Source organism: Azonexus sp. (assembly GCF_049652925.1).
Classification (GTDB): domain Bacteria; phylum Pseudomonadota; class Gammaproteobacteria; order Burkholderiales; family Rhodocyclaceae; genus Azonexus.
The window spans coordinates 1-21,656 of sequence record NZ_JBASFI010000017.1; the positions used below are offsets into that span (position 1 = coordinate 1).

21 protein-coding genes are annotated in these 21,656 nt (G+C 61.1%); 14 read left to right on the plus strand and 7 right to left on the minus strand.

Annotated features, from left to right (window positions below):
* Window positions 1-680: 680 nt before the first annotated feature.
* Complete coding sequence (locus WBK19_RS08325; RefSeq protein ID WP_511288695.1) at window positions 681-1,568, minus strand: YihY/virulence factor BrkB family protein; 888 nt, start codon at window positions 1,566-1,568, stop codon at window positions 681-683.
* Window positions 1,569-1,726: 158 nt separating this feature from the next.
* Between WBK19_RS08325 and WBK19_RS08330 the strand changes: the two genes are divergently transcribed.
* Window positions 1,727-2,341: a trimeric intracellular cation channel family protein gene (locus WBK19_RS08330; protein WP_511288697.1), complete on the plus strand. Its 615-nt coding sequence runs from the start codon at window positions 1,727-1,729 to the stop codon at window positions 2,339-2,341.
* Window positions 2,342-2,349: 8 nt separating this feature from the next.
* On the opposite strand, the gene WBK19_RS08335 is transcribed toward WBK19_RS08330, so the two are convergent.
* From WBK19_RS08335 to WBK19_RS08355, 5 genes are all read right to left on the minus strand, one after another.
* Entirely contained in the window at window positions 2,350-2,877 is a 528-nt protein-coding gene (locus WBK19_RS08335; RefSeq protein ID WP_511288699.1) for a DUF2242 domain-containing protein, read from the minus strand.
* 120 nt (window positions 2,878-2,997) lie between these two features.
* On the minus strand, window positions 2,998-4,236 hold the full coding sequence (locus WBK19_RS08340; RefSeq protein WP_511288701.1) for a hypothetical protein: 1,239 nt from the start codon (window positions 4,234-4,236) through the stop codon (window positions 2,998-3,000).
* An 11-nt stretch (window positions 4,237-4,247) separates the two neighbouring features.
* Complete coding sequence (locus WBK19_RS08345; RefSeq protein WP_511288703.1) at window positions 4,248-5,009, minus strand: hypothetical protein; 762 nt, start codon at window positions 5,007-5,009, stop codon at window positions 4,248-4,250.
* Between the two features lie 40 nt (window positions 5,010-5,049).
* Window positions 5,050-5,601, minus strand: coding sequence for a hypothetical protein (locus WBK19_RS08350; RefSeq protein WP_511288705.1), 552 nt, complete (start codon window positions 5,599-5,601; stop codon window positions 5,050-5,052).
* Window positions 5,598-5,876, minus strand: a complete 279-nt coding sequence (locus WBK19_RS08355) for a DnaJ domain-containing protein (RefSeq protein ID WP_511288707.1) — start codon at window positions 5,874-5,876, stop codon at window positions 5,598-5,600. The genes WBK19_RS08350 and WBK19_RS08355 overlap by 4 nt, the downstream gene beginning before the upstream one ends.
* 263 nt (window positions 5,877-6,139) lie before the next feature.
* Here WBK19_RS08355 and WBK19_RS08360 point away from each other — a divergent pair, with 263 nt between their 5' ends.
* The 6 genes from WBK19_RS08360 to WBK19_RS08385 all read left to right on the plus strand — a co-directional run bounded on the left by WBK19_RS08360 (window position 6,140) and on the right by WBK19_RS08385 (window position 14,047).
* A complete protein-coding gene (locus tag WBK19_RS08360; RefSeq protein WP_511288709.1) occupies window positions 6,140-7,519 on the plus strand; it encodes a ribulose-bisphosphate carboxylase in 1,380 nt (459 codons plus the stop codon).
* A gap of 57 nt (window positions 7,520-7,576) precedes the next feature.
* Entirely contained in the window at window positions 7,577-8,380 is an 804-nt protein-coding gene (locus WBK19_RS08365) for a CbbQ/NirQ/NorQ/GpvN family protein (protein ID WP_511288711.1), read from the plus strand.
* A gap of 6 nt (window positions 8,381-8,386) precedes the next feature.
* Window positions 8,387-10,684: a nitric oxide reductase activation protein NorD gene (locus tag WBK19_RS08370; RefSeq protein WP_511288713.1), complete on the plus strand. Its 2,298-nt coding sequence runs from the start codon at window positions 8,387-8,389 to the stop codon at window positions 10,682-10,684.
* A gap of 70 nt (window positions 10,685-10,754) precedes the next feature.
* A complete protein-coding gene (locus tag WBK19_RS08375; protein WP_511288715.1) occupies window positions 10,755-11,705 on the plus strand; it encodes a LysR family transcriptional regulator in 951 nt (316 codons plus the stop codon).
* A gap of 33 nt (window positions 11,706-11,738) precedes the next feature.
* A complete protein-coding gene (locus WBK19_RS08380; RefSeq protein WP_511288717.1) occupies window positions 11,739-13,076 on the plus strand; it encodes a DUF3422 family protein in 1,338 nt (445 codons plus the stop codon).
* Between the two features lie 38 nt (window positions 13,077-13,114).
* Window positions 13,115-14,047, plus strand: a complete 933-nt coding sequence (locus tag WBK19_RS08385) for a phosphoribosylaminoimidazolesuccinocarboxamide synthase (protein WP_511288719.1) — start codon at window positions 13,115-13,117, stop codon at window positions 14,045-14,047.
* 196 nt (window positions 14,048-14,243) lie between these two features.
* Here WBK19_RS08385 and WBK19_RS08390 read toward each other — a convergent pair whose 3' ends face one another.
* Complete coding sequence (locus WBK19_RS08390) at window positions 14,244-14,810, minus strand: DUF2059 domain-containing protein (RefSeq protein ID WP_511288721.1); 567 nt, start codon at window positions 14,808-14,810, stop codon at window positions 14,244-14,246.
* Between the two features lie 243 nt (window positions 14,811-15,053).
* Here WBK19_RS08390 and WBK19_RS08395 point away from each other — a divergent pair, with 243 nt between their 5' ends.
* From WBK19_RS08395 to WBK19_RS08425, 7 genes are all read left to right on the plus strand, one after another.
* Complete coding sequence (locus tag WBK19_RS08395) at window positions 15,054-15,827, plus strand: DUF2189 domain-containing protein (protein ID WP_511288723.1); 774 nt, start codon at window positions 15,054-15,056, stop codon at window positions 15,825-15,827.
* A 63-nt stretch (window positions 15,828-15,890) separates the two neighbouring features.
* The gene (locus WBK19_RS08400; protein WP_511288725.1) at window positions 15,891-17,945 is read left to right on the plus strand and encodes a M3 family metallopeptidase; all 2,055 of its coding nucleotides are present in this window, start codon (window positions 15,891-15,893) and stop codon (window positions 17,943-17,945) included.
* A 20-nt stretch (window positions 17,946-17,965) separates the two neighbouring features.
* Window positions 17,966-18,454, plus strand: a complete 489-nt coding sequence (locus WBK19_RS08405) for a glutaredoxin family protein (protein ID WP_511288727.1) — start codon at window positions 17,966-17,968, stop codon at window positions 18,452-18,454.
* A 109-nt stretch (window positions 18,455-18,563) separates the two neighbouring features.
* A complete protein-coding gene (locus tag WBK19_RS08410) occupies window positions 18,564-19,664 on the plus strand; it encodes a GNAT family N-acetyltransferase (protein ID WP_511288728.1) in 1,101 nt (366 codons plus the stop codon).
* Between the two features lie 269 nt (window positions 19,665-19,933).
* Window positions 19,934-20,701, plus strand: coding sequence for an exodeoxyribonuclease III (gene xth, locus WBK19_RS08415; RefSeq protein WP_511288730.1), 768 nt, complete (start codon window positions 19,934-19,936; stop codon window positions 20,699-20,701).
* A gap of 2 nt (window positions 20,702-20,703) precedes the next feature.
* Window positions 20,704-21,372 carry a Crp/Fnr family transcriptional regulator gene (locus tag WBK19_RS08420; RefSeq protein ID WP_511288732.1) on the plus strand — a complete coding sequence of 223 codons (669 nt, stop codon included), beginning with the start codon at window positions 20,704-20,706 and terminating at the stop codon, window positions 21,370-21,372.
* A gap of 72 nt (window positions 21,373-21,444) precedes the next feature.
* Window positions 21,445-21,636: a YgaP family membrane protein gene (locus WBK19_RS08425; protein WP_511288734.1), complete on the plus strand. Its 192-nt coding sequence runs from the start codon at window positions 21,445-21,447 to the stop codon at window positions 21,634-21,636.
* The last annotated feature ends 20 nt before the right edge of the window (window positions 21,637-21,656 follow it).

Sequence of the window (21,656 nt, forward strand, 5' to 3'; positions counted from 1 at the left end):
CATGGCCCACCTCCATCAACGTTTGGTCACCGCGATGAAGGTTTTAACGGTGTCATGCATGCATTACTTGATCTTAACCAATTGATCTAAATTGGAAATCTGCGGGGAAACCTCAGGGTCTGTCCCCGGTAGTTCTTTAGCTATCAAAGCAGATGGCCCAGCCCCTTTCGGGACTGGGTTTGATGCTAGCCGAAGAAGAACGTTAGCAGAAGGACGATGACTTGAACCAACTGCTGGTAGCTCAACTGAAGCTTGATTGTCAGTTTCAACATGGCATTAGCCCTGTTTACGCTGGCAGCGCTGCCAACTGGTTAGGGTTGGCTATTTGTTACACGCCGTTGCGTGGCGTGGCCCTTGGCTTACCGCGAATGGCCTAGAGCAGCAGCTTGGCTTATCCTTTGGGTAGCATGTGGCGGCTACAGACCTATGTCGCCAGGCCGAAGCGCACCTCCACATACGCCCGCAGGGGCCGCACCTTAAGCCGTGTAGTTGCACGGCAGCTTGGGTTACTAGCCCAAATTTGATATCCCGCACGCTGTTCAGTGCGTGTAGCAGAACGGACAATATGAATATTTCGCCAAAATTGCAAATGGCATTCTATGCACAGCTTTTAGCGCTCATTTAGTAGGTTGGCTGGATTTCGGTTTTGGCCGTTTTTCTCGGTTGACCGTGGGAATTGCTCAGCCCGCACCGCCAGCATCGCCGAGCCGGCTTTCGAGCTGCTCGTATTCGGAAATGACCTGGGCGCCGAGGAGCAGCAGGGTTGCGGCCAGTTCGATGCTGAACAGGACGACGACGGCGGTGGTCAGCGAGCCGTAGACGACGCTGGCGCTCGACAGGGTGGCGAAGTACCAGACCAGGACGTGGCGTACGATTTCCCAGATCACGGTGATGACCGCTGCCCCGAGCAGGGCGTGGCGGATGCGGGTGCGGCCGATCGGCAGCACGGTGTAGAAGAGGGTCAGGATCAGGATTTCTCCGGCCAGCCCCATGCCGTAGAAGGCGGGGCCGGAGAGGCGGCGCAATGACCATTCGGCGCCGAAGACGTAGAGGCTTTCCTGCGACAAGCTCTGGATGGTGACCGAGAGCACGGTGATGCCGAACAGGGCGACGCCAGCGAGCAGGAGCAGGCTGTAGGGCAAGAGCGCGGCGACCAGGGCGTGGCGTTTTTCGGTGGCATGGCGGTGGGCAAAGATTTGCGCCATGGCTTTCTGCAGGATGGAAAAGGTCAGCGAGCTGAAAAATATCAGGGTGCCGAGCAGGACGAACCCTATAGACACGCCGTTGTCGATGAAGCCAGAGACGTCGGCCAGCACGGCAGCGGCCTGGCTGGGCACGAGCCATTCGAGGTAGCGCTGCAGGGTGGCGAGCAATTCTGCCTGATCAACCCAGCGCGACAGGCCAAGCACCAGCAGAATGATCATCGGCAGCAGCGAGAGCAGCGCGTAGTAGGCGACGGCGCCGGCCAGCAGCAAGCCCTGATTTTTGCTGAAGTTGCGCAGCACGGCCAGGGTGAAGTCGATGGGATGGAAGATCAGTTGCTGATCGGTTTTGGTGATGAGGGACATGGGCGCTTGAGGTGAATGCGGAAGGAGCCTTCGGCGAATGACAGCCAGTTATAACCTGAGCGGCTGGCGCTGACTGTAACAATTTTCGATCTCCGGCGGCTCGTGCCCGGTCCGACGCAAACCGCTACACTTCGCGCTCCTGCTTATTTCAATCAATCATGGAAAACCTGCTTTACTGGATCGGCCTCGCCGCCGTCGCTGTCAATGCGCTGACCGGCGTGCTCGATGCCGGCCGCAAAAACATGGACCTGGTCGGCGCCGTCATGGTCGGCAGCGCCACGGCGCTGGGCGGCGGCACGGTGCGCGACGTGCTGCTCGACCGCCCGGTGTTCTGGATCAGCGACCAGACTTACCTGCTCGTCGCCTTCGCGACGACGCTGATCATTTTCTTTGCCGTGCGCGGCCTCAAGCTGGCGCCGCGGCTGTTCCTGATTCCTGACGCCATCGGGCTGGCATTGTTCACCATCGCCGGGACACAGGTGGCGCTGGAATGGCACGCGCCGTGGCTGGTCGCCAGCCTGCTCGGCGTCATTACCGGGGTAGTCGGCGGCGTGCTGCGCGATGTGCTGTGCAATGAAGTGCCGCTGGTTTTCGTGCGCGGCGAGCTCTACGCTTCGGCCGCCTGGGCCGGCGCGCTGGCGCTGGTCGGGCTGCAATATCTCGGTGTTTCGTCGGTGATCGCCGCCTGGGTTGGCATGGGCATCGTCCTCGCCGCCCGCCTGCTCGGCATGACTTTCCGCATCACGCTGCCGACTTATTCGGAGCGGGAATAGACAGTCTGCTAGCTGTCGAGCGACTTGATCAGCTCGAAAAGCCGCTGGTAGAAATCGTGAGCGATCACGGTTTCTTCGCCGACCTTGACCAGGGTGTCCTTGTCGATGGCCCACGGCAGTGAAACCGAGCCGAGCGCTGAAACGCTGACCCCGGCGCTGCTACCCTTGGATTTCATTTCGAACTGGGTTTCCAGGGCGCTGGCGTAGATGACTGCGCCGAGGCTGCTTGGCAGGCAGACGAGAGTGATGCTCAGGCGGTTTGCCTCGTCGGGCCGCGGCCGGAAAAATTTCTCGCCGCGTACGCTTTGCGGTTTTTCTTCATCGATCTGATAGCCTTGGCTGAGCAGGGCGCGCTTGCCGATTTCGCAGGCGGCTTCAGCATCCCGACTGCTGTAGTACTGGAACGGCGTCTCGCTGGAGAAGGCCTCCGACTGGTAGGACCGCGGCGCTTTCGTCGCCAGGCAGGCGCTCAGGCTCAGGCTGGCGAGCGCGGCCAGCGAGAGGGAACGGCACAGCGAGATCAGCGGTGATTTCATGGCTGGGTATTTTAAGGAATTTGTGGGTCAGCCGTGTGGCAAGCTCGACGGGAATGGTTTTTGGCATTTGCCAAGCCATTTCATTATTGGCCGTTTTTCCCGGTTGACCGTAGCAATCCCCTAGCGGCTGCCCTTCCAGTTCGCCACGCAGTTTTGCCGGAAATACTGCAAGGCGCGGTCCATATGGCTGTCCGGCATCTGCGGATCGTTGTCGGCGAGATGGATTTCGGCATCCGGCTGCAAATCCTGCGACCACATGAGCTTGAGGTCTTCACGCTGTTCGAACGGAGCGTGTTCCTCGATAAAGGCGAGCACCGCCTTGCTGTCGAAACCCTGGGTACGGAAGGCGGCGATGATGCTCTTGGCGTCCTTGAGCAGGGCCGCGGCTTTCGGCGGATGGCCGGTGGCGACGCTGAGAAAAATGGTCGCCAGTACGGCCGGGTCATCGGCGTTGCCTTTGGTGATGCGCACCCACTCTTTGGCGACCAGACGGTCGTAGGCAACGACGTCTTCTTCCGGCAGGTCGCGGACAAAAAAGGCACCCTGGGCTTCGGCGTGGAGAATCTCATCGGGCGATTTTTCCGGTGACTTGAGGCGCGGCAGGGCGTCATCGATGAAGTCTTGCATGGCCTGCCGGGTCATTTCCTGGAAGGCTGTCGGCGCTTCACGAAGGAACGCATCGACGCCGGCCGGCTTGTGCTTGAAGGTTTTCTTGCGCAGCGCCTCGATCAGTTTGACGAACTCCCGCTTCGACGGCATTTCCAGCGTTTTGGCGCCGACGTAAAGAAGCAGCATGGCCGAGCGGATGATCTCCTCGGCGCTGTAGTCTTCGCATTCTTCCGGCCGGGTGTTCAGTTGCCGCGCCAGCCAGCGGGCGAAATCGATGCGCATCTGGTTGGCCTGGCATTGCGCCACCTGCGCCCGATAGCTGGCGACGCTGAGCGGGAAGGCAAAGCTGCGCTCGTTGACGAAGATTTTCTGCCCCTGCGCATCAACTTTGCGGGCGTGCAGGCTGGTTTCGCCGGGCATCGCGTGCAGGCGCTTGAGCATTTCCGAGCCGCCGCGCGAATGCGAGAGCAACGTGTTGTCGCGCAAGGACATGGCGGCGGCGCGCAGGTCGCCGTTCGAGAAATCTTCGAGATAAAGGCTGATCAGGTTGGCCATGCGCGTCACGGCGCTTTCCAGATCGGTGCGCAGATATGCGGTGCCGAAATGGTCGGCAATCTGGACAATGCCCTTGGGCGCATCGGCTTCGATGCGGGCTATCGTTTCGCGCGTCAGGATGCCGTGCTCGAGCCCGAAGCGGACGGCTTTCTCGAAGAACGGGCGGTCATCGACAAGCGTGACTGAGTTGTTCATTGCCGCCATCCTTAGAGCGCCGATTCCTCGTCATCCGCTGCCGTGGCCGGGGCGGATTTCGGCTTGCTGTCTTCCGCTTCGCCTTCCTCCAGCACTTCGACGCGGTGCGCCAAACGGTCGCGCAGGGTGATGACGATCTGCTCGAAAATATCCGACAGCTCGTAGCGCAGCACCCAGGCGGTTTCCTGCCAGTCGTGGTCGGCGATTTGCGAACGCGGCACCTTGGGGCGCGAACCGGCGATGGAGTTGCCTTCGTGCAGGGCTTCGTCAAGCTCTTCGATCTTTTCGTTGAGCCACGAAATCGACTTCGATTCATGACCGTGCTCGGCGTCAAAATCCTCGGAGAAGACGCCGGAGATGGCGAAAGCGAGGAACTCGTCGTCGCGCTCGGCGAAATAATTGGCCAGCACTTCGTAGCCGCCTTCGATCTCGCCGATCGCCTCAAGGTACTCGGCGGCCATCTCTTCATCGCGATAGAGCACGGCGTTCATCATGCCGTGCAGGGCGGCGTGCGTCTGGTCGCGGTAGCGCGTTTCAAGAATGACGGCGCGGGCGAACTGCTCCGGCGTGACAAGCATATTGACGACCGACTGCTTGGAGCCGTCGAAGCCGCGCATGACGGCCAGCAAATCCTTCGGCGCGATATCGTTCATGACCTCAACCAGGGCGTCGTCGCCCTCGCTGTCGGCGATGTTGGCCAGCGCCGTTTCGGCGCCCTTGAGGTCGCCGGCCAGGATGAGCTGGGATGTCTTGAGTACAACGGGATGCGTCATGTCTTGCCTTATCAAATAGATCGAATTTTGCGAGCGTGAATCAGGACTTGAGCGAATCGAAGCCCTGTTCGCCGAGCCAGTCGTCGCCAGCCTCGGCCAGGTCGCGATCACTATCATCATCGTCGCGACCGTCATCGTCATCACTGCGCTCGCGGTCCGCATCCTCGTCATCTTCGGCCGCAGCCGGCGGTGCGCTGTGATCGAATTTGCGGATGAACTCCAGACTGGCCGCCGTCACCATGAATTCCTCGCCGGCCCGCGCGGCCAGCACGGCCGTCACGTATGGCGCCGCCCAGTCGGCCACCGTAACCAGCGGGGAGACAGCGTCCCAGCCCGGGAAATCGCCGTCATCCGGCTCGCAGTCGACCACCGCCGCCATCGCCTTCGGATTGGCGAAGGAAAATGCGTCGTAGAACACCGGCACGACCATCTCCGGGGCGAATTCGATCATCGGCAGGATGGACGCCAGTTCCTGACGTTTTTCCTTGAGCCGGGCCTTGAGCGCCGACTTGCCTTCCGAGTCGTTGAGCAGGTCCTGGATTTCGGCGTCGTACGACGATGACAGTTCGGCAAAGTAATAAGATTTTTTCACTGCTGCATTTTTCCTAAATGGCTGGACCAGATTTCGCGGGCTACGGCCAAGGGATCGTCGATCAAACTTGAGCGTCGCGTCTCGTCATAAACCTTGCGGCGATCAACATCCGCCAGCACTTCGTAAGCCTCCTGCACCTCCCGGAACTTGGCGGCCGCATCGGGCGCCGGGTTGCGGTCAGGGTGAAACTGCGCCGCCTTCTTGCGGTAGGCCGCCTTGATCAGCTCGGTGGTCGTATCGGGAGAGACGCCGAGTAATCCGTAATAGTCTTTCATAATCCCTTTGTCAGTGGTCAGGCCGGCACGTTCGCGCCCTGGTTAGCCCGCCATTTTACGCCACTCAGCCCGTGGCCCCGCTTTCCCTTCATCTGCCACGGTCAACGCCGATTTTTGCCTGAAAACCGATTTGCCGATGCCATAACAAAAGATCACCAATAGCTTAAGTGTCCAATAAAAACACGTGACTATTATTTATCAATAGCCCCGCCTAGCATTCAGTCCATGGTTTTTCCCCGACGAACAATCAAGGAGACAAGACGATGGACCAGTCAAACCGCTACGCCGACCTCAGCCTCAGGGAAGAAGACCTGATCGCCGGCGGCCGCCACATCCTTGTGGCCTACAAGATGAAACCGAAGGCTGGCCACGGCTATCTCGAAGCGGCAGCCCACTTCGCCGCCGAGTCATCTACCGGCACCAACGTCGAGGTGTGCACCACCGACGAATTCACCAAGGGCGTCGATGCGCTGGTCTATCAGATCGACGAGGCGACCGAGGAAATGCGCATCGCCTACCCGATCGATCTCTTCGACCGCAACATCACCGACGGCCGCATGATGCTGGTTTCCTTCCTGACGCTGGCCATCGGCAACAATCAGGGCATGGGCGACATCGAGCACGCCAAGATGTACGACTTCTACATGCCACGCCGGGCCATTGAACTGTTCGACGGCCCGGCCAAGGACATTTCCGACATGTGGCGCATCCTCGGCCGGCCGATCAAGGATGGCGGCTACATCGCCGGCACCATCATCAAGCCGAAGCTCGGCCTGCGCCCCGAGCCGTTCGCCCACGCCGCCTACCAGTTCTGGCTCGGTGGCGACTTCATCAAGAACGACGAACCGCAGGGCAACCAGGTTTTCGCGCCGATGAAGAAGGTGATGCCGCTGGTCTATGACGCGATGAAGCGGGCCATGGACGAAACCGGCGAAGCCAAGATTTTCTCGGCCAACATCACCGCCGACGATCATTACGAAATGGTCGCCCGCGGCGAGTATGTCCTCGAAACCTTCGGCCCCGATGCCGACAAGGTGGCCTTCCTGGTCGACGGCTATGTCGGCGGCCCGGGCATGATCACCACCGCCCGTCGCCAGTTCCCCGGCCAGTATCTGCACTACCACCGCGCCGGCCACGGTGCCGTCACCTCGCCCTCGGCCAAGCGCGGCTACACCGCCTACGTGCTGGCCAAGATGAGCCGTCTGCAAGGCGCTTCCGGCATCCACGTCGGCACCATGGGCTATGGCAAGATGGAAGGCGACAAGGACGACCGCGCCATCGCCTACATCATTGAGCGCGACAGCTACACCGGCCCGGCCTACCACCAGGAGTGGTACGGCATGAAGCCGACGACGCCGATCATTTCCGGCGGCATGAACGCCCTGCGTCTGCCCGGTTTCTTTGAAAATCTTGGCCACGGCAACGTCATCAACACCGCCGGTGGCGGCGCCTACGGCCACATCGACAGCCCGGCGGCCGGCGCCAAGTCGCTGCGTCAGGCCTACGAGTGCTGGAAAGCCAAGGCCGACCCGATCGAATGGGCCAAGGAGCATCCGGAATTTGCCCGCGCCTTCGTTTCCTTCCCCAAGGACGCCGACCAGATCTACCCAGGCTGGCGCGAAAAGCTCGGCGTGCATAAGTAATTGCCCCGGCCAACCCCGCTGCGGCGGGGTTTTTCATCTCAGCCTGCGAGAACGACCATGAACCACGCCGACGCCTACAAGCTGCACCGCGAACCCTTCTACCAGCCGCAGGGCAACGAAGTGACGCTCTATGCCGCCGCCTACGCCGCCCGCCTGCCGGTCATGCTCAAGGGACCGACCGGCTGCGGCAAATCGCGGCTGGTCGAATACATGGCCTGGCAGCTCGGCAAGCCCCTGATCAGCGTCGCCTGCAACGAAGACATGACAGCGGCCGACCTGGTCGGCCGCTACCTGCTCGACGCCAACGGCACGCGCTGGCAGGATGGCCCGCTGACGCTGGCTGCGCGCATCGGCGCCATCTGCTACCTCGACGAAATCGTCGAGGCGCGACAGGACACGCTGGTCGTCATCCACCCGCTGACCGACCACCGCCGCACCCTGCCACTCGACAAGAAGGGGGAACTGGTCAAGGCCCACCCCGACTTCCAGCTGGTCATTTCCTACAACCCCGGCTACCAGAGCCTGATGAAGGATCTCAAGCAATCGACCAAACAGCGTTTCACCGCCTTCCAGTTCGATTACCCGCCGGCCGACCTTGAAGCGACCATCGTCGCCAACGAAGCCACGGTCAACCCGGAAATTGCCCAAAATTTGATAATGGTTGCCCAGGCCGGCCGGCGCCTGAAAGGCCACGGTCTGGATGAAGGCATCTCGACCCGCCTGATCGTCTACGCCGCCCAGCTGATCAATCAGGGCGTCGCCCCGGCCGACGCCTGCAAGATGGCCATGGTCCGCCCGATCACCGATGACGCCGACGTGATTGCCACACTCGATCACGCCATCGCTGCCATTTTCGGCTAGCCGGCGATGGCCGTTCCCGGCATCCGCAGCGTCGCCGATGCCCGGCAACGCCTGATGGCCAACCCCGAATCGCAGGCGGCGTGGGCTGTCCTCGACTCCGGCTTCGCTGCCGCCGCCGATGTCTTTGACGAATGCTGGCTGGCGGCCAAACGCGTCATCGCCGCCGACGAGTTACCGGCCTTTCTCGAAGCGGCCCGGGTCATCGGCAAACTCGGGCGCGGCGCCGAACCCCTGCTCGCCTTTCTCGAACACTGGCCGCGCGTCGTCGACGCCAGGCGCTTGGCGCAATCGGCCACGCTGCCAGCCGTCATGGCCGCCATCCGCAGCCTGCAGAAATCCCCCAACGGTCCGGCCGTCACGCCGCTGCTGCAAACACTGGGGGCCGTTGCCGAACGCCTGCGCACGGCCGAGGCCCTGCAGCATTACCTGACGCTGAGCCTCGATCTGGCCGCCCGCACCTCGGGCTCCATCCACGGCCACCACGTCACCGAACCCAGCCCGTCGCTGCCGGTCTTTTTCGGTCAGGCACCGCGTCTGCTCGGCGTTGTTTCGCTGGCCGGCCTGAAGCGCTGGATCGACGACGGCATCCGCCTGAACGGCGACCACCCGGACAAGCAGCGCGCCTATTTCGCCCTCGAATCGCCGGAAAGCCGCGCCATCCTGCAGCGCGAACGCGAAGGCACGCTGTTCGCCGATGTCGAACGCCAGCTGGCGCTGACCCTGCAGGCACTGTGGCAGGACGACAGCGCCCTGGTTCCCTGCCCGACCATTTTCAGCGAGCGGCCGGTCCTGCCCTACCTCGCCGCCGACGGCCTGCGCCTGCCCGATGCGCTGGCCGACAAAGGTGATCATTCGGGCCTGGCCCGCTATCGCGCCATGCTCGCCCACCTGGCCGGCCATCGCTGCTGGAGCATGCCGCTGATCGCCGACAACTGGAGCCCGATGCAGCGCATGGCCGTTGAAACGCTGGAGGATGCGCGCATCGACGCGCTGATCATGCGCCGCTTCCCGGGGCTGGCACCGCTGCTCCTCGCCCTGCACCCGCAGCCGGCCGAAAACGCCTGCGACCCGGCACGCGAGAACTGCCTGCGCCATCGCCTGATCTGCCTCTCGCGCGCCTGCCTCGATGCCGCCCACGGCTATCAAAACCCGCTGCTCGTCGAATTCGCCCAGCGCTTCCGCGCACTGCTCGGCGAGGGCGCGGCGTCGACCCGCGCCATGGCCGATCTGGCCCTGAGCTATGTCACGCGCAGCCGGCAGGCCAGCGACCAGTTCGCCAAGGTGCATTTTGCCGACACCGAAGTCGATTACCGCGACGACAACCGCCACCTGTGGACCTTCATCGAAGCCGGCGACGAGGAGGAAAGTTTTTCGCCGCCGCCAGCCGAGGCCAGCGACGAAGCCAGCGGCCTGCCGCCGCGCTACTACCCGGAGTGGGACGACATCACCGGCGATTTCCGGCCCGACTGGTGCGCTGTATACGAAGCCCTGCATCCGGCCGGCAATCCGGCCGACATCGACCACCTGCTGGAAAAACATGCCGTCCTCGCCCGCCAGCTCAAGCGCCTGCTTGATCTGCTCAAGCCGCAGGACCGCGTCCGCCTGCGTTTCCAGGAAGACGGCAGCGAGCTTGATCTCGATGTTGCGGTACGTGCCCTGGTCGACCTCAAAAGCGGCCATCAGCCGGATTCGCGCATCAATGTCAGCCACCGTACCGCTGGCCGCGACATCAGCGTTCTGCTGCTCATCGACCTGTCGCAGTCGCTCAACGCTACGCTGCCCGGCAGTACGCAAAGCATCCTCGACACGGCCCGTGAAGCCGTCGCCCTGCTCGCCTGGGCCATAGCCCAACTGGGCGACGCCTGCGCCATTGCCGGCTTTCATTCCAACACCCGGCACGAGGTGCGCTATCACCACATCAAGGGCTTTTCCGAACCCTGGGACGATGCCGCCAAGGGACGGCTGGCTGCCGTCGAAGCCGGCTGGTCGACGCGCATGGGCGCCGCCATCCGCCATGCCGGCCACCTGCTGTCGGCGCGGCACAGCGAAAAACGCATCCTCCTCATCCTGACCGACGGCGAACCGGCCGACATTGATGTCAGCGAACCGCAGCACCTGATCGCCGATAGCAAAAAGGCCGTCGAATCGCTGTCGACCGCGGCCATCAGCACCTTCTGCCTGAGCCTGGACCCGCAGGCCGACAGCTATGTCGGCGAGATCTTCGGCCAGCGCTGGCGCGTGCTCGACCAAATCGAACGCCTGCCGGAAACCCTGCCCATGGTTTACCTGAATCTGACACGCTGATTGACGCCCGGAAAAAGCCCCCCTACATTAAGGAATCCATGAACCTTTCTCTCGCACCATTCAGCCACCAATGAACTTCGTTCGCACCCTGACCCTGCGCCAGCTGCAGATTTTCGTCGTCGCCGCCCGCCACCTGAGCTACGCCCGCGCCGCCGAGGAGCTGCACCTGACGCCGCCGGCCGTCTCGATGCAGCTCAAGCAGCTCGAAGACAACGTCGGTCTGCCGCTCTTTGAGCGCATGGGGCGCGGCGTCGCCCTGACCGATGCCGGCGATCTGCTGGTCCATCACGCCCTGCGCGTGCTCGGCGAAATCAAGGATGCCGAAGCCAACCTGCAGGGCCTGCTCGGTGGCGAAACCGGCCAGCTATCGGTCGGCCTGGTCAGCACCGCCAAGTATTTCATGCCCCGCCTGCTCGCCCAGTTTTCGCAGGCGCATCCGGGCATCGAGGTCCAGTTCTCGGTCGGCAATCGCGAAAGCCTGCTGCAAAAGCTGCAGGACAATGCCATCGACCTCGCCGTGATGGGTCGCATCCCGGTCGAAATCGACGCCCACGCCGAGCCGATGGCCAGCCACCCCTACGTGCTGATCGGCCCCTCCGACCACCCCCTGCGTGACGCCCGCCGCTTCGATTTACAGGAGCTGCGCCACGACACTTTCCTGCTCCGCGAGGAAGGCTCCGGTTCGCGCCGCGTCGCCGAGGAAATGTTCAAGAATCACCTGTTCACGCCGGCCAAGACGATCAGCATGGGCAGCAACGAGACGATCAAGCAGGCAGTGATGGCCGGCATGGGCATTGCGCTCATTTCGCTGCACACCCTGCCGCTCGAATTGAAGACGTCCGAAGTCAGCGTTTTCGACGTCATCGGCACGCCGATCGAGCGCACCTGGTACGTCGTGCACATGAACAGCAAGCGCCTTTTGCCAGCCGGCCAGCGTTTCCGCGAGTTCCTCCTCGAACAGGCGGCGCCGGGCCTGGAAAAGGAATTCGGACGCTATCTCACGGCCCGCACCGCATCCTGAAGTCCATACGCTACAATCTGCTGCACCGCAACAATGACGCCACCGACCTCGATCATGCACCCACGTCTGATGCTTTCCGAACTGCAGGAGCACCCGCTCCGCCAGCGCCTCAACAATGAGTTCCACGCCCGGCCGCCCGTGCCGCTGGTCGGCGCGATGCTCGTTTCGCACCTGGTCTTCAAGCACAGCACCGAGAAGGCGCCGGCCGCCCGCGACAACCTCGCCAAGCTCTGCCAGGGCCACGTCTGCAACTCGATCGACAGTTCCGATTCGCACATGATGATCGACACCGGCGCTTTCCGCATGCGCTGGGAGTTGCACACCGAGTTTTCGAGCTACACCTTCTTCCGGCCACTGGCCACCGGCGAGGAACTGCACCCGGACGTCACCGCCTTCGACGCGGTGCATCCCGAGTGGATCGCCGGCATCCCCGGCAAGCTCATCGTCGCCACCCATGTCGAGCTGCGGTCGACCGACGAAATCAGCCCGGATTCGGTGCTCGCCAGCCTGACGCCGAACGGCCGGACGATGGTCGCCGCCCGGGTCGCCGACGACACCGCCTGGATCTTCACCGACTTCAAGATCGACAACGGTTTCTCGCGCTTTCTTGTCCTCAATGACGGCATGACCCAGCGCCAGACCGGCCGCACCGTGCAGCGTCTGGTCGAGATCGAAACCTATCGCCTGATGTCCCTGCTCGGCCTGCCGGTCGCCAAGGAAGTCGGCCGCTGGCTCTACGACGGCGAAAAGAAACTGGCCGAACTGATGGACAACATCGGCCAGGCCAAGTCAGCCGATGACGAGCGCCGGGTACTCGGCACGCTGTCGGCACTGGCCGCCGATGTCGAACATTCAGTGGCCCGCACCACCTTCCGCTTCGGCGCCTCGCGCGCCTATCACGGGCTGGTCATGCAGCGCATCGAGGAACTGCGCGAAACGCGCATTTCCGGCCTGCCGACCTTCTTCGAATTCATGCAGCGCCGCCTGCTGCCGGCGATGAACACCTGCGAAGCGATCAGCCGCCGGCAGGAAGAACTCTCGGCCCGCGTCGCCCGCAACAGCCAGCTGCTGCGCACCCGCGTCGATATCGAACTGGAACGGCAGAACCAGGAACTGCTCGGCCAGATGAACCAGCGCGCGAAGTTGCAACTTCGCCTGCAGGAAACGGTCGAAGGCCTCTCCGTCGTCGTCCTCACCTATTACGGCTCGCAACTTGTGCAGTATCTGGCCAAGGGCACGAAGGAACTGCATCACCTGAACACCGACGTGATCACCGCGATTTCGATCCCGGTGATCGCCGGACTGGTGTTCTGGGGCACCCGCCAGATGCGCAAGAAACTTGCGGCCGAAGCCGGTGAAACGCCGCATTAATTTATAATCCTTCCCTTTTCGCCTTCAGGAAATCTGCCGTGACCACTCCGCTCTTCCAGTCCTCCATCACCAGCCTGCCCCTGCTCAACAAGGGCAAGGTTCGCGACATCTACGCCGTCGACGCCGACAAGCTGCTGATTGTTACGACCGACCGCCTCTCCGCCTTCGACGTCATCCTGCCGGACCCGATTCCGCGCAAGGGCGAAGTGCTCACCGCCGTCGCCGACTTCTGGTTTGAAAAGCTCGGCCACATCGTCCCCAACCAGCTGACCGGCATCGATCCGGAAACCGTCGTCGCCGAAAACGAGCGCGAGCAAGTCCGTGGCCGCGCCGTCGTCGTCAAGCGCCTCAAGCCACTGCCCATTGAAGCCGTCGTCCGTGGCTACGTCATCGGTTCCGGCTGGAAGGACTACCAGGAAACCGGCGCCATCTGCGGCATCGCCCTGCCGGCCGGCCTCAAAATGGCCCAGAAGCTGCCGTCCCCGATCTTCACGCCGGCCACCAAGGCGGCAGTCGGCGATCATGACGAAAACGTCTCCTTCGCCGTCGCCCAGGCCAACTGCGCCGCCGACCTGGCCGAAGCACTGGCCGGCACCGGCAAGAACGGCGCCCAACTGGCCGACGAAGCCCGCATCGCCGCCATCCGCCTCTACGAAGAAGCCTGCGCCTACGCCAAGGGCCGCGGCATCATCATCGCCGACACCAAGTTCGAATTCGGTATCGACGCCGCCGGCACCCTGCACCTGATCGACGAAGCCCTGACCCCGGACTCCTCGCGTTTCTGGCCGGCCGATCAGTACGAAGAAGGCAAGAACCCGCCCTCCTACGACAAGCAGTTCGTCCGCGACTACCTAGAAACCCTCGACTGGGGCAAAGTCGCCCCCGGCCCCAAACTGCCGGCCGACGTCATCGCCAAGACCAGCGCCAAGTACATCGAAGCCTACGAAAAGCTCACCGGCAAGACGCTGTAAACGACCGCCGCTTCAAGAAAAACGCCCGCATAAAGCGGGCGTTTTGTTTTGCGATTCCGGACCGGGAATGGAAAAACCACGAGGGCGAAGGGCGCTTTTGAGAGGTTGGATTGTGCCGAAAGCGGACGCTCTCGAACGATTAGCTGCTTGCCATACGACGACGATTGCCTGCGGTCACCTGACCCAGTTAGATCTTCTAGCGCCCTGCCTTGGCTTGTTCTTTCGAAAGATGCTCCGCATTGATACGCGCAGCAGATTCCAAGAGCCGTCGATATGCATCATTCATCCGCCGTTCGCTGGTGGTATTTAGATGCTCTGCAACTTCACTGTTTGCGAATGCTGTTGATTTTAGGAGCGTTACACCTAGAGGGGATTCATAGAATGCTCGCAGGCCGCTGGCTTCGCTTGGAGACAGTTTTTTAGCTAGGCTCTCTTCCCAGAGGCGAACAATCTGATCGGTAGTGTTGTCGGCTTGCGCTGAAGCTATATATTCATTCGCAGCAAAATCAAGCTCACGACGCGCTTCAACAGAAATACCCGGCCATGATGAATCAACTTGTTGCCAGAATATTGCGATCACCTTGTTAAGTTTTTCGGTTCTCGCTCTGCTGCGTTCATCAACCCAACTCTTAACACCAATAATTTCTCCAATTGCTTTGATGTCTTGTGTCTTCGCGTCGGTTTGAGCGCTGCAATTCTCAGAGGGGCTGGTCAAGGCTAGAACCGCTGCAAGAATGAAGGCGATATTGGATCGATTGCGCATTTTTGTAGATCTGCCGAAAGGTTATTAACCGGACCGACTTGGTCCAAATATCGACCAAAGCGATCAAAGGGGCCAAGCTCGAATTTTCGCCAGCGCCCGAGCCAAATAACGACGAAAGCATACACGTAGTACAGTCGATTGTCCGCTTGAGGAAACAGTGGTCGACCACCGCAATTTGCCCTCAACTGAACCCCGCCCCGCCCCCCCGGTCAAACGTCCGTGATCCTGACAGAGGAGGCTGCCATGAACCCGCTTTCCGATTTCCATGCCCAAGGGGTGCCCTTACCCCACATCCGGCGCATTGCCGCTGACCGCCCTTTGCACTGGCTGCGCGCTGGCTGGCAGGACGTCAAGGCCAATCCCCTGCCTTCGCTGGCCTATGGCCTGCTCTTCGCGCTGGGCGGTGACCTGATCATCCTCGCCCTGCTCCAGAGCCCGCATCTGCTCTCGGTCTCCATCTCCGGCTTTTTCCTCGTCGCGCCGCTGCTGGCGGCCGGACTTTACGAATTGAGCCGGCGCACGGAAGCCGGCGAGAAAATCCTGTTCATCGACTCGCTCAAGTGTTTCCGGCGCAACGGCCAGTCGCTGGCTTTTTTCGGGCTGATACTGGCCCTCATCATGCTGATGTGGGAGCGTTTTTCCGCCGTCGCCTTCGCCCTGATCGACGCCACCTCGGCGCCGATGGCCAGCGCCTACCTCAATGAAATCCTCTTCGACGGCCAACACCTCGCTTTCACCGCCACCTGGTTCCTGCTTGGCGGCATATTGGCGCTCTTCGTCTATGCGCTGAGCGTCGTTGCGGTGCCGTTCATGCTCGACCGCGACGCCGACGTGGCCACGGCCATGATGACTAGCCTGCGCGCCTTCTTGCGCAATGCCGCCCCCCTGCTGCTGTGGGCGGCCATGCTCGTCGGCCTGACCCTGCTCGGTTTCGCCACCCTGCTCTTCGGCTTGGTCCTGATCATGCCGATTCTCGGCCATGCCTCGTGGCATGCCTACCGCGAGCTTGTAGAATAGGGGGTCTGCCCCCAGATTCAACGGGCGGCCTGACCGCCCGTTTTTCTTGCCTGGAATATAAAAATGACGACCGCCAATCCCCTGCTCGACTTCTCCGACCTGCCACGTTTCGACACCGTTCAACCCGAGCACGTCAAACCGGCCATCGAATCGCTGCTGACCGAAGGCCGTGCGCTGATCGAACGCCTGACCGCCGACACCACCCCGGCCACCTGGAAAGACTTCGCCGGCGCCCTGTCCGATGGCCTGGAGCCGTTCGGTCGCGCCTGGGGCATCGTCGGCCACCTGCACTCGGTCAATGACATCCCGGCCTGGCGCGAGGCGTACAACGAGATGCTGCCGGAGGTCTCGCGCTTCTACGCCGAACTCGGCCAGAACCTCAAGCTGTTCGAGAAATACAAGGCGCTGCGTGACAGCGCTGAATACGCCATGCTGAGCGTCGAACAGAAAAAAGTCGTCAACAACGAAGTGCGCGATTTCCGCCTGTCCGGCGCCGAATTGCCGGATGACCAGAAGCCGCGCTTCCAGGCCATCATGGAAGAACTGTCGCAGCTTTCGGCCAAGTTCGCCGAAAACCTGCTCGACGCCACCAACGCCTTTTCCGAAGTCGTCACCGACGAAGCCCTGCTCGCCGGCCTGCCCGACGATGCCAAGGAGGCTGCGAAAACTGCCGCCGAGAAAGCTGGCGTCGACGGCTGGCGTTTCAGCCTGCAGGCCCCGTCCTACGGTCCGGTCATGCAGTACGCCGACAACCGCGAGCTGCGCGCCCGCATGTACCGCGCCTACGCAACGCGCGCCGCCGAATTCCACGACGGTTCGAGCAAGCCGGAATGGGACAACACGCCGATCATCCAGCGCATGCTGGAACTGCGCGTTGAAGACGCCAAAATGCTCGGCTTCAACAATTTTGCCGAAGTCTCGCTGGCCCCGAAAATGGCCGACACGCCGGCCCAGGTGCTGGCTTTCCTGCGCGAACTGGCGGCCAAGGCCAAGCCGTTTGCCGAGAAGGACATCGCCGAACTGCGCGCCTTCGCCAAGGATGAACTCGGCCTGACCGACTTCCAGCCCTGGGATGCCGCCTACGTTTCCGAAAAGCTGCTGCAAAAGCGCTATGCCTTCTCCGAGCAGGAAGTGAAGCAGTATTTCACCGAGCCCAAGGTGCTCGGCGGCCTGTTCAAGGTCATCGAGAGCCTGTTCAACGTCAAGGTCAAGCCGGACACGGCACCGGTGTGGCACGAGGATGTCCGCTTCTACCGCCTGGAAACCCCAGCCGGGGATCTGGTCGGCCAGTTCTACCTCGACCTCTATGCCCGCGAAACCAAGCGCGGCGGCGCCTGGATGGACGAAGCCCGCTCGCGGCGCCGGGTGCTCAACGGCATCCAGAAGCCGATTGCCTACCTCAATTGCAACTTCTCGCGCCCGAACGGCGGCAAGCCGGCGACTTTCACGCACGACGACGTCACCACGCTCTTCCACGAAACCGGCCACGGCCTGCACCACCTGCTGACGCGCGGCGAAGAGCTGGGTGTGTCGGGCATCCATGGTGTCGAGTGGGATGCCGTCGAACTGCCGTCGCAGTTCATGGAAAACTATTGCTGGGAATGGGAAGTGGTCGAGGGGATGACCGCGCACGTCGATACCGGCGCCACCTTGCCGCGCGAACTATTCGACAAGATGCTGGCCGCCAAGAATTTCCAGAGCGGCATGATGGCCGTGCGCCAGATCGAGTTCTCGCTGTTCGACATGCTGATCCATTCCGATTTTGACCCGAAATCCGGGTTGACCGTGATGGATGTGCTCAAGGACGTACGCAAGGAAGTCGCCGTGCTGCTGCCACCTGAATGGCACCGTTTTCCGAACAGCTTTTCGCACATTTTCGGCGGCGGCTACGGCGCCGGCTATTTCAGCTACAAGTGGGCGGAAGTGCTGTCGGCCGATGCCTATGCGGCCTTCGAAGAGGCTGGCGATCCGTTCGATGCCACCGTTGGCAAACGCTTCCTCGACGAGATCCTGTCGGTCGGCGGTTCGCGTCCGGCCATCGAGTCGTTCAAGGCTTTCCGTGGTCGGGAACCGAGCGTCGATGCACTGCTTCGTCATAGCGGTATGATTGCGGCTTAAGCGTTTCAGGGAGAAAAACCATGCGTTATCTGCTTCCCTTGTGCCTGGCACTGGCCGCAGCGGGCGTCCAGGCCGATACCTATCGGTGGACCGACTCGACCGGCCACACCGTCATTTCCGACACGCCCCCGCCTGGTAGCGCAAAGGCCGTCGCCAAGCTCGGCGGCAAGCCGGAAGCCAGCGATGGTCTGTCCTTTGCCACGAAGCGGGCGATGGAGTCGTTTCCGGTCACCCTCTACACATCCGCGGACTGCGTCGCCGAGTGCAAGAATGCGCGCGATCTGCTGACCGGGCGCGGCACGCCTTTCACCGAAAAAATGCTGCAGAAGCCGGAAGATTTTGAAGAACTGAAGCAACTGGTCGGCGACGTTTTCATTCCGTCGATCAAGGTCGGCAAACAGAACTTCCGCGGCTTTGAAGCAGGCGCCTACAACAACCTGCTCGACCTCGCCGGTTACCCGAAGAGCGCAACTTTCGGCACAAAGCCAGCAGGAAGCCCCGACAAGTAAAGAATACCCATCTGGCGTGTGAATTACTTCACATAACGTAATCAAGCAGGGAGTTATTCTGGAAATCCGGCAATGCAATTTGCATCCTTGACGGATATTCGGAATACTCATGAATCAAATTGAAAGCTGCCACAGCATTGAAGCTCTATTAAAAGAGGGTTATGCGCTAGATGAGTTTGCTGCCACCAATAATATTGAGGTTTCAGTCGAGTGGTTCGAACTCCTAGAAAAACACGTCTACTCAAACGATTCTGGCATTCGCTATTACTTTGACGTGAAAGAGGCCCGCCCCTCGACAATTCTGCCATTAAGATTAACCCAAAAAGGGATAGTCAAAATAATCACTTCATTGAGCAATTACTACACATCACTTTTCACCCCCCTGTTAAGCAGGAACAGTGAATTGCTCTCCCTGAGGAACATTCTATCAACCGCCTGCAACGATCATGGCAAAGCTCATGTCATGCGTTTTGACCCGATGGATCCCGAATCTGCCGCTTATAAAGGGCTCATGAATGAACTCAGGGCTATTGGCTGGATCCCTTTCGGTTTCTTCTGTTTTGGCAACTGGTATATTGACATCAACGACAACTGGGAAGGCTATCTCAAGACACGAAGCGCCAATCTGCGCAGTACACTAAAAAGGATGGTCAGAAAATTTACAACTGACGGAGGATCCTTCGAAATCGCAACCGGGCCAGAGAATATTGAGCAAGCGATTGCTGCATTTCAGGACGTATATTCAACAAGCTGGAAGAGTCCCGAGCCTTATACCGCCTTTATTCCATCCCTGATCAGACTGCTAGCATCCAACGGAATGCTTCGACTGGGAATTGCGCGCTTAAAGGGAACACCGATCGGGGCACAACTGTGGATCGTCGGCCAAGGCAAGGCCAGCATCTACAAAGTCGCATACAACGAAAACTTCGCCGAGTATTCACCGGGCACGATCCTGACTGGTTTCCTCATGCAGCATGTCATCGAACAGGATCAAGTGAAAAACGTCGATTTCCTGATCGGTGACGACAAATACAAAAAAATCTGGATGGACAATCGTCGGGAACGGTGGGGGATAGTCGCATACAACCGACGCACGCTCATTGGCTTGGCCTTGTCGGCGAAAGAAGGTTCGAAGCGAATTGCCAAACTAGTCATGAACAAATTCAAACAGGGATTCCTGCAATCCAAGAAATCCGGGCTGAGTCACTAGCAGGGGCTTCTTGCCCTTGAGGGAATTGATTCATCACCGCTATTTCGCCGATGATCACAGCTAGTACAAAGCAGAAGCGTCTGATCGGTCTACGTAGCTGCAGCATTTCCACAAAATCAGGGCCGAACTTAGCCCCAGCCGGGTATATGATTTCTATCTGCGAAATTTGGCATGGCATCATGTTGATTGGAGCAAGACCACTGGGGGAGAAAGAGGTACCTTACCCGCAGCAATCTCATCTATTCGAACCCATTTAGCCTGAACACATCTTGAAAATTGCCTCCTGGAATGTAAACTCGCTCAAGGTTCGCCTGCCGCATCTGCTCGACTGGCTGGCCGCGGCCAAACCCGATGCGCTGTGTCTGCAGGAACTGAAGCTCGAAGACCACAATTTCCCGCGCGCCGAAATCGAGGCGGCTGGTTATCACGTCGCCTTCTCCGGCCAGAAGACCTACAACGGCGTTGCCCTGCTCGCCCGCGAGCCGATCGCCGACGTGGTCTGCGGCAACCCGCATTTTCCGGACGAGCAGAAGCGCCTGATCAGCGGCACGGTCGGCGACACCCGCGTCATCTGCGCCTACATGCCGAACGGCCAGGAAGTGGGCTGCGACAAGTACGACTACAAGCTGCGCTGGCTCGACGGGCTGGCCGTCTGGGTCGGCGAGGAAATGGCCAAATACCCGAAGCTGGCGCTGTGCGGCGACTACAACATCGCACCGGACGACCGCGATGTACATGACCCGAAACGCTGGGCCGACTGTATTCTCGTTTCGCCGCCCGAACGCGCCGCTTTCCAGCGCCTCATCGGCCTCGGCCTGAGCGACAGCTTCCGGCTCTTCGAACAACCGGAAAAGACCTTCTCGTGGTGGGATTACCGGATGCTCGGTTTCCAGAAAAACCAGGGCCTGCGCATCGACCACGTCCTGCTCTCGAAACCACTGGCCGACAGCTGTACGGCGGCCGGCATCGACCGTGCGCCGCGCAAGCTCGAGCGGCCTTCCGATCACGCCCCGGTGTGGGCCGAAGTGGGCGCCTGACCATGACTTCCACGGTCAACCGGGAAAAAGTGCTGAATTTGTACCCGGCGCTGAGCGGCCTGCCGGCCGACCGGCTCGCCGCGCTGCTGCCGCCGCAAGCCTTCATGCACCTGCCGGCCGGCACCCAGGTCTTTGCCGAACACCAGCCCTGCCAAGGCTTTCCGCTGCTGCTCGAAGGCAGTATCAAGGTTATCAAGCTGGCCGCCAGCGGGCGCGAACTGATGCTCTACCGCGTCGCACCCGGCGGCTCGTGCATCATTTCATCGAGCTGCCTGCTCGGCCACACCGACTACAACGCCCGCGGCATCGCCGAGACACCGCTCACCCTGCTCGCCCTGCCGGTCGGCGCCTTTGCCGCGCTGATGGTCGAACATCCGCCCTTCCGCGATTTCGTCTTTCACCTGTTCGCCGACCGCATTGGCGAACTCATGCAATTGGTCGAAGAGGTCGCCTTCGCCCGCCTCGACCAGCGGCTTGCCAAGCTGATCCTGGCCCGCAATGAAACCGTGCTCGGCGTAACCCACCAGCAACTGGCCGACGAACTCGGCAGCGTCCGCGAAATCGTCAGCCGTCTGCTCAAGGGTTTTGCCGCGCAGGGTCTGGTCACGCTCGGCCGCGAGCAGTTGACGGTGACCGATCGGAATGGTTTGCAAAAACTTGCTGCTGTGTGACTGAGGTTACATACGCCCCCCGGCCACAACGTTACATTGGCGGCGTACACCTAACTTAACGGAGAACACACCATGGCTGCAAATGTTGGCGGTATCGACAAAATCCTTCGCATCGTTGCTGGCGCCGGCCTGATCGGCGCAACGGCTGCCGGCCTGCTGCCGGTCTGGGGCTACATCGGCATCGTGCCGCTGGCCACCGGCCTGATGGGCTGGTGCCCGGCCTACACGCTGCTCGGCATCAAGACCTGCCCGACGCAGAAGTAAATCGGCTTCAAGCCTGCAAA